The 7,339-nt window shown below is 44.2% G+C and carries 10 protein-coding genes and 2 pseudogenes; 10 read left to right on the forward strand and 2 right to left on the reverse strand.

Annotated elements, in window-relative coordinates; translation table 11 throughout:
* Window positions 1-249 precede the first annotated feature (249 nt).
* The 7 genes and pseudogenes from IQ230_RS28070 to IQ230_RS25490 all read left to right on the forward strand — a co-directional run.
* Window positions 250-429 (forward strand): annotated as a pseudogene (locus IQ230_RS28070) (calcium-binding protein); the annotation flags it as partial.
* Between the two features lie 75 nt (window positions 430-504).
* A complete protein-coding gene (locus IQ230_RS25470) occupies window positions 505-1,380 on the forward strand; it encodes a calcium-binding protein (protein WP_193934984.1) in 876 nt (291 codons plus the stop codon).
* Window positions 1,381-1,437: 57 nt separating this feature from the next.
* Entirely contained in the window at window positions 1,438-2,529 is a 1,092-nt protein-coding gene (locus IQ230_RS25475) for a calcium-binding protein (protein WP_322742571.1), read from the forward strand.
* A 22-nt stretch (window positions 2,530-2,551) separates the two neighbouring features.
* Entirely contained in the window at window positions 2,552-3,001 is a 450-nt protein-coding gene (locus IQ230_RS25480; RefSeq protein ID WP_193934985.1) for a DUF3574 domain-containing protein, read from the forward strand.
* Between the two features lie 14 nt (window positions 3,002-3,015).
* Window positions 3,016-3,189: an ester cyclase gene (locus tag IQ230_RS27160; protein WP_228055381.1), complete on the forward strand. Its 174-nt coding sequence runs from the start codon at window positions 3,016-3,018 to the stop codon at window positions 3,187-3,189.
* 46 nt (window positions 3,190-3,235) lie between these two features.
* Window positions 3,236-3,469 (forward strand): ester cyclase, encoded by a 234-nt coding sequence (locus IQ230_RS25485; protein ID WP_265576262.1) that lies wholly within the window; start codon window positions 3,236-3,238, stop codon window positions 3,467-3,469.
* A gap of 117 nt (window positions 3,470-3,586) precedes the next feature.
* A complete protein-coding gene (locus IQ230_RS25490; protein WP_193934986.1) occupies window positions 3,587-4,327 on the forward strand; it encodes an alpha/beta fold hydrolase in 741 nt (246 codons plus the stop codon).
* A 28-nt stretch (window positions 4,328-4,355) separates the two neighbouring features.
* On the opposite strand, the gene tnpA is transcribed toward IQ230_RS25490, so the two are convergent.
* Window positions 4,356-4,832, reverse strand: a complete 477-nt coding sequence (gene tnpA / locus IQ230_RS25495) for an IS200/IS605 family transposase (protein ID WP_193931767.1) — start codon at window positions 4,830-4,832, stop codon at window positions 4,356-4,358.
* 200 nt (window positions 4,833-5,032) lie between these two features.
* Between tnpA and IQ230_RS25500 the strand changes: the two genes are divergently transcribed.
* The 3 genes from IQ230_RS25500 (at window position 5,033) to IQ230_RS25510 (ending at window position 7,022) form a co-directional block, all read left to right on the forward strand.
* Window positions 5,033-5,512: a hypothetical protein gene (locus IQ230_RS25500; RefSeq protein WP_193934987.1), complete on the forward strand. Its 480-nt coding sequence runs from the start codon at window positions 5,033-5,035 to the stop codon at window positions 5,510-5,512.
* 101 nt (window positions 5,513-5,613) lie between these two features.
* The gene (locus IQ230_RS25505) at window positions 5,614-6,204 is read left to right on the forward strand and encodes a TetR/AcrR family transcriptional regulator (RefSeq protein WP_193934988.1); all 591 of its coding nucleotides are present in this window, start codon (window positions 5,614-5,616) and stop codon (window positions 6,202-6,204) included.
* Window positions 6,205-6,272: 68 nt separating this feature from the next.
* A complete protein-coding gene (locus IQ230_RS25510; RefSeq protein ID WP_193934989.1) occupies window positions 6,273-7,022 on the forward strand; it encodes an SDR family oxidoreductase in 750 nt (249 codons plus the stop codon).
* Between the two features lie 22 nt (window positions 7,023-7,044).
* On the opposite strand, the pseudogene IQ230_RS25515 reads toward IQ230_RS25510, so the two are convergent.
* Window positions 7,045-7,194 (reverse strand): annotated as a pseudogene (locus IQ230_RS25515) (transposase); the annotation flags it as partial.
* Between the last annotated feature and the right edge of the window lie 145 nt (window positions 7,195-7,339).

Consider the following 7,339-nt stretch of genomic DNA (forward strand, 5'->3'; position numbering starts at 1 on the left):
TTCGACTCACTTGATGCTGTTACAGATGTCCTTTGCCAAGGCTTGCAGGAGTTAATGCTAGCTCCTGCAAAGCTGTCTTCCATGACCTACTTCCCTCATCTGAGAATTGTTCTTTAGAACGCGGTTTAGTATGAGTCAGGTGATGCGACTATCCGCCTGAACAACACCAGTTTAAGAGTCGGTAATGAAACTGATACACTCAGCAACATTGAAACGGCAACACTCACTGGAGGTGAAGGTAATAACTCAATTAGTGCCTTTGAATTTACCCTTGGATCGGTAACTCTCAACGGTTTAGGTGGCAACGATCAACTCAGAGGTGGTACTCGCAATGACACGCTCAACGGTGGAGTTGGCAATGATCTGCTTGATAGTCAAGCTGGCGATGATGTTCTCAACGGTGGTGATGGCAATGATAACTTAGAGGGCGAAGCTGGCAATGACACCCTCAATGGTGGCGCGGGCATTGACCGAGTTACTGAGTTTAGCGATTTTAACCTCACTTTGACTAATAATACTTTGGTGGGTGAGGGCACCGATCAATTAAATAATATTGAAACCGCGTTACTACGTGGAGGTAACAATGGGACTGTCGTTGACGCTTCTCAATTCACCTTGGGATCTGTTGATATTGGCGGTGGAAATGGCAACGATCTCCTCTTTGGTGGCAGCGGTAATGACGAACTTGATGCTGGTTCATCAGGCTCCGACACGCTTAGAGGTGGTTTAGGCAATGATACTTACGAAATCACTGGCTTTAATGATGCCATCATAGAGAACCCTGGTAGTGGCATCGATACTGTTGAGTCTGACGGCAGCTTTACGCTGGGAGCCAACGTAGAAAACTTGGATCTCAAAGGTTTTGACACGGTTAATGGCACAGGTAATGAGCTTAATAACTTTATTGATGGCAACCGAGCTAATAATACGCTCAACGGAGGAGTTGGCAATGACACCCTCAAAGGCAGCCAAGGCGATGATGTCTTGATTGGCGGTGTTGGTAATGACCAGTTCTTGTTTAGCACAGGCAACGCCTTTCGATTTGACGATCTTGGTGTAGATACCATTACAAACTTTAGTGTGGGTAGCGACAAAATCGTTTTATCCAAAACCACATTTGACACGCTCTTTAGTGGTGCAGGCGGTACTTTGAATCCGTCTGAGTTTGAGGTCGTCGATAGCTTCTCTGAACAGTTCTCTAGTAATGCCAAGATTACCTATAACTCGGTCAGAGGCAACTTATGTTTTAACCGCAATGGCTCAGTCGTTGTGGGCGGCGATGCGGAAGGGAATATCATTGCCGACCTAAATCCTAGCAATACTTTTGGCGGATCTCCTAATATCAGTGCCGCAGACATCCTGATTGTCGCCTGGGTATAAAACTGAACACTTTATTCTTTTGACTTTGCTAGCAGTGGGTAAGAGTGCGATCGCGAAGTGTCTCTGAAAGAGAATCGCAACTACCCATTACCAATTACCTTTTACCAATTACCAGGCAAGGAAAACGACATGGCAACAATTTTTGGTACTAACGGCGATGACAACAACCTTTTTGGCGGAAACGACCTCGTAGGAACGACCGGAAACGATGATATTTTTGGCTTTGCTGGCAATGATGAATTAATTGGCGATCTCGGCGATGATTTTCTTTCGGGTGGAGCGGGTAACGACATCCTCAATGGAAGGGCGGGAACTGACTTCCTTGATGGAGGTTCGGGTGACGACTCCCTCTTTGGTGGAGATATTGGGGTTAATGTTCCCAGTAACATCCTCAACGGAGGTAATGGCGATGACTCCCTCCGTGGAGGAGATGGAGATGATTCTTTGTTTGGCGGTGCGGGTAATGACACGCTCTCTGGTGTTTTTGGTGTTGACAGCCTTATAGGCGGCGCAGGCAATGACCTCTATGATGTCTTTGAGCGTAATAATGTTGACACAATCGTCGAGGCTGCCAATGGTGGTATTGATACCGTCGAGTCGGATGACAGTTTTACGCTGCCTGACAATGTAGAGAACTTGGTACTCAAGTTTGAAAGTGGACTCATTGGCACGGGCAATGAACTCAACAACAATATGACATCCACGACTATCAATGTCATCCTCAGCGGGTTAGGAGGTAATGACTCGCTTAATGGAGGTTTGGGCAATGATATCCTCTCTGGAGGAGACGGTAACGACCTTTTAATTGGAGGATCTGGGAGCGATCGCTTGCTCGGAGGTACAGGTGCAGACCGCTTTCGTTTCAACGCCTCGAATGAAGGAATTGATTTGATTACAGACTTTGTCGCTGTGGATGATTCTATTCAGGTTTCTGCTGCTGGTTTTGGCGGTGGGCTAAACGCAGGTGCGATCGCATCTGGTCAATTCCGCTTAGGTTCCTCTGCGGCTGACGCTAATGACCGATTCATTTACAACAACAATGGAGCGCTGTTTTTTGACCCAGATGGTACAGGTGCAGCGTTTCAAGTCCAAATCGCAACGCTTGTTGGAATTCCAACTCTTAGCGCTGTAGATATTGTTGTTATTTAACCCTACTTAAGGAAATATCACTATGCTCGCTTTACGAAAAAGTTTTAGCACTCTTTTTATTACTAGTCTGCTGTTTACAGGCTCGGTGGCTTCATTACCCGAAGCCCGCGCCCAAATTCCCGAAGCACCAGCAGATAGCTTGAGCCGCACCAATCTTTTGCTGCAAGATGAGTTATATTTTGGCAGATCTCGACCAGGCGGAATTGTTTCTGAGGAACAATTTCAAAGGTTTTTGCGCAATGTCGTCACGCCGCGTTTTCCTGACGGATTGACTGTATTCGATGCCAGTGGGCAGTTTCGCACCAGCACAGGAACCATTATTAGAGAACCAACAAAGGTCTTAATTTTAATTTATCCGAATAGCCCTGCGAAAAGACGCGCAATTGAGGAAATTATTAACCTCTACAAGACGCAGTTTCAACAAGAATCGGTTTTACGCGTGACGAGTGTACCAGTAAAAGTCGGCTTTTAATAGAGGAACTGACGATGAATAGCACGACAGAAATTAACAAAGAAATTGTCCGTTGCTTTTACGAAGAGGTTTTTAATCAACGCAACACTGAGGCGATTGCCGAATTAATGGCAGAAACATTTATCAATCACGACCCTACACCAGTTGCTGCTAGAAACCGCGAGACAATGCAGCAAGCAGTTTATTAGAACTCTGACAGAGGCATTCCCCGATCATCATCACACAATTGAAGACTTGATTGCAGAAGATGATAAAGTTGTCATGCGATGTACGCTTACTGGTACGCACAATGGGCAATTTCCAGAATTTTTAGCAGTATCATCCACAAATAGAGCAATTTGTCAACAACAAATTCATATTTTACGAGTTCGCGATCGCCAACTTGTCGAGTATTGGGTAATCCGTGACGATCTGGCAGTGATGCGGCAGTTGGGTGTTAGTTTAATTCAAAGAGCTAATAATTGCTAAGAATGCAGCTTTTATTCAAGAATATTGGAGTTGCAAAGTGTAGAAGTTAAAGTACGCATTAGAGTTTGCAAAAAATCAAGCAAGTAGGCGTGTTCAGTATGACACGATGCAATGAATATGAGTCTTTTTTGTCTCGTTCACGGTGCTTTCCAAGGCGCTTGGTGTTGGGATTTATTAATTCCCTATTTAGAAGCACAGGGTCACAAAACTATAGCAATGGATTTGCCAATTGAAAATGCATCGGCTACTTTATCTCAATTTGCGGATGCAGTCATTCAAGCGTTACCAAAAACTGATGATATTGTGCTAGTTGGTCACTCAATGGCTGGTACTATAATTCCCCTTGTTGCCGAAGCAGTAAACGTGCGTCAACTAATATTTATAGCTGCGCTAATTCCGCATCCTCGAATCAGTACACTTGATCAATTTTCGCATCATCTTGATTCTGATACGCTTAAATCATTTAATTACCAGGCGAAAAACCCTAGTAAACTGAAACAGTTTCACGATGAACCTGATATATTTGAACCTGCTTCTGTGGGGAAAGATTTTACGGACGCAGTAGTGTTAAGGGACTTGTTTTATTCTGATTGTCAACCAGATGTAACACAGTGGGCAATCTCAAAAAGTCGTTTGCAAAACTCGATGGCATACATTTTTGAAACAAACCCTCTCAAAGCTTTACCACAAGTTGAGCGTAAATATATTGTTTGTACCAATGACCGGATCATATCTCCTGTATGGTCACGCTACGCTGCACGCAAGCGCTTAGGAGTCGATGCGATTGAGTTAGTTTCTGGACATTGCCCGCATTTGTCGCATCCTGAGCTTCTTGCCTCAGTATTAACAAGTAATTAATTTTTGAGCTTTTGTTTGATTGAATGAACTACCCCGCCGCAAGCGGACGGGGTATCAGAATCAGGCATAGAGTCAATTGCTCATCTCGGTGCAGTTTGAGATAGTCATTCCCCTGTTTTTTTACATATCTGGCAATCATTCCTTCATCACCATGTTTTCCCACTGTGCTAGCAAAATACCCATCACTCCAAAACTCGCCGCCCCACAGTTGCTGTTTCACGTGCGGGCAGCGTTTAAACACTTCTCTTGCTGTCAGACTTTTGAGCAGAGTCACCAGCTTAGTCACACTGTAAGTTGGTACTGACTGCACTAAAAAATCTACATGCTCTTTGTCCACACCAATTTCAACAAACTTGATTTCGTAGCGTTTCTCAATTTCTAGACACACTTCCCTCAAAACTGCATCTACCTGTTCGTCAAATACAGCTCGTCGATACTTCGCAAAAAACACCAAATGGTATAGCAAAACTGTTACGTTATGACTTTTATGAATATACTCACTCATCTCTATATTTTACGCCGCACAGCGGCGGGGAATTTGACCCGCAGAGATTAAAAAATCTTGAACAAATGCACTTTTATCGGGGTGCGATTGCAGATTCAATCCTCCCCAATTTAAGCCCAGACGTTTTTTAAGCTTTTCTAGCTGACAATTTTGGAATCACTGTATAAATAAAAACTTTTTAATTGAATGGAGTTACTTACATGATTCACCATATCTCGATCGACGCTCACAATCCATTGCGGGTTGCTAGTGTTTTAGCAGAAATCTGGAAGGGTAAAGTTTACCAATTCTTTTATCCTGGCAGTTACAACGTCATGCCTTTTGACAGCTATGGCACTGGTATCGTAGTGTTTCCTCATGGGACTGTGTGGACTCTAGGTGCTGATACCAAACCAGCCCAGTTGCTACCTTCCGCATCGACTGATTTGGTGGCTATCCATGCTGCAATTTCGGTTCCCACAACTCAGCAGCAGATTGAGCAAATTGGGCAACGGGAAGGGTGGCGTGTTTTGACTCGCGATCAGGAAGACAGTATCTTCAGGCTGGTTGAGTTTTGGGTGGAGAATCGCATCTTGTTTGAGTTTTTGCCACCAGGATTTGAAACCCAATATTTACAGACGATGCAGCCAAAGATGATTGAGCAAATTTTAGGACAGCCAATTCAACCCATAGCAGTTTAGGCAAGATCTAGGCGATCGCTTGAAATTACTTAGCCCTCTTGATATCGCATGCTATCCTTAAAACCTTGACCGTTTGGTATAAGTAAGGTTACCATACTACCATGAGCAGGGGACCTGAGAAACAATTCGATCCTGAAGTTGCGCTTTCAAAGGCAATGGAAGTGTTTTGGGCACGAGGATATGAGGCAGCTAGCCTTTCCAAACTGCTTGAACACATGGGAATTAGTAAAAAGAGTCTCTATGATACGTTTGGCAACAAGCGATCGCTCTTCCTCAAGGCATTAGACTACTACGCTCAGACAGAGGTGAAATCAATGCGAGATCAGCTTTTGGCATCGGGTTCGCCCTTGGCAAACCTTGAGCAAGTCTTACAAAATTTGCAGCAACGACATTCATTACCTAGAAGTCGAGGTTGTATGTTAGGCACAAACATAGCTGATTTTGACACAGATGAGACAGAGATTGCATCGATTTTGTGTCACCATCTCCAAAGCTTGGAAGATGCCTATTGTACCGTTATTGATCGTGCTCAAAAAGCAGGTGAAATCAGTTCAGCCATTAACTCCCGTAACGTTGCTCGTATGCTGCTTTGCACCACTCAAGGAATGGCTTTGCTAGGTCGAGTTGTAGAAGATGAAACGCTTTTGCAGAACACCGTAGAGGCAACATTGATGCTGCTCAAAAGGGTTTAAATTTTTTTGATTTAACTTATACCAATTGGTCTAGGTTTATCGACAAACCATCATCAAGAGAAATTGCTATGGCTCGCTTGAACAACAAAACAGCTGTTATTACAGGTGGAACGACCGGAATCGGGTTTGAAACTGCTAAACAGTTTGTCGTAGAGGGTGCACGGGTGATGATTACTGGGCAGAATGAAGAACGTTTACAATCCGCAGCAAAGGAACTTGGTGAAACAGTGATTCCTGTCCGTGCAGATGTGCGATCGCTGCACGATCTCATCGCGCTAGCAGCACAGGTAAAAGCAGAATTTGGTGGTCTTGATATTCTGTTTGCCAATGCAGGCATCGGCTTGTTTGCGCCACTAGATGTCATAGACGAAGTGTTCTACGACGATCAATTTGATATTAACGTCAAAGGTGTATTTTTTACAGTGCAAAAACTTGCAGAATTACTGAATAAAGGGGCAAGCGTCATCTTGAATGCATCAGCAGTAAGTGAGAAAGGTGCGGCTATGGGTAGTGTATACTTTGCAACAAAAGCAGCAGTGCGATCATTGGCTCGAACCCTGGCGGCTGAACTGGCATCTCGTAAGATCCGCGTGAATGCCCTCAGCCCTGGCTTTGTACTAACTGATTTTCAAAACAAAATGGGACTAGCACCTGAGGTACTCAATAGCTTTGGAGACTACATTAAGCAATCTGCCCCTCTAGGACGGTTTGGTGCACCGGAGGAGATTGCTCTTAGTGCCGTTTTCCTTGCCAGTGACGAGTCTTCCTACATGACAGCAGCAGATCTTGTTGTTGATGGTGGCTTTATGAACGTTTGAGGCTAAGTTGTATTTTATAGCACTACGCATACACGTTAGGACATTCTTTGAAGGCAGCATCAACACAATCCCGAAAGTTATCAAATTCATCCCAGCGTTGCCGCATCCAATTCTTCAGGGTAAACCACCAATGCTCAATCTCGTTCAAGTCCGGAGAATAAGGCGGTAAATAACGTCAGTTCGGGATAAGAAAAGGAGGGGGCAAGTAAGCTGAAATTAAGTTAAACCATTCAGCGCCCCGTCCTATGTCTAGTTTAGAAGCATTGTTTTGTGAGGTCGATGATTTTTGCACATATTTTGAACCTCAGTGGCATAGG

Source organism: Gloeocapsopsis crepidinum LEGE 06123 (genome assembly GCF_015207655.1).
Taxonomy (GTDB): domain Bacteria; phylum Cyanobacteriota; class Cyanobacteriia; order Cyanobacteriales; family Chroococcidiopsidaceae; genus Gloeocapsopsis; species Gloeocapsopsis crepidinum.

Excerpts from the sequence above, each read along its gene's own strand:
- IQ230_RS25480 (WP_193934985.1), top strand. The coding sequence starts at position 2,552 with ATGCTCGCTTTACGAAAAAGTTTTAGCACTCTTTTTATTACTAGTCTG.
- IQ230_RS27160 (WP_228055381.1), top strand. The coding sequence starts at position 3,016 with ATGAATAGCACGACAGAAATTAACAAAGAAATTGTCCGTTGCTTTTAC.
- IQ230_RS25490 (WP_193934986.1), top strand. The coding sequence starts at position 3,587 with ATGAGTCTTTTTTGTCTCGTTCACGGTGCTTTCCAAGGCGCTTGGTGT.
- tnpA (WP_193931767.1), bottom strand. The coding sequence starts at position 4,832 with ATGAGTGAGTATATTCATAAAAGTCATAACGTAACAGTTTTGCTATAC.
- IQ230_RS25500 (WP_193934987.1), top strand. The coding sequence starts at position 5,033 with ATGATTCACCATATCTCGATCGACGCTCACAATCCATTGCGGGTTGCT.
- IQ230_RS25505 (WP_193934988.1), top strand. The coding sequence starts at position 5,614 with ATGAGCAGGGGACCTGAGAAACAATTCGATCCTGAAGTTGCGCTTTCA.
- IQ230_RS25510 (WP_193934989.1), top strand. The coding sequence starts at position 6,273 with ATGGCTCGCTTGAACAACAAAACAGCTGTTATTACAGGTGGAACGACC.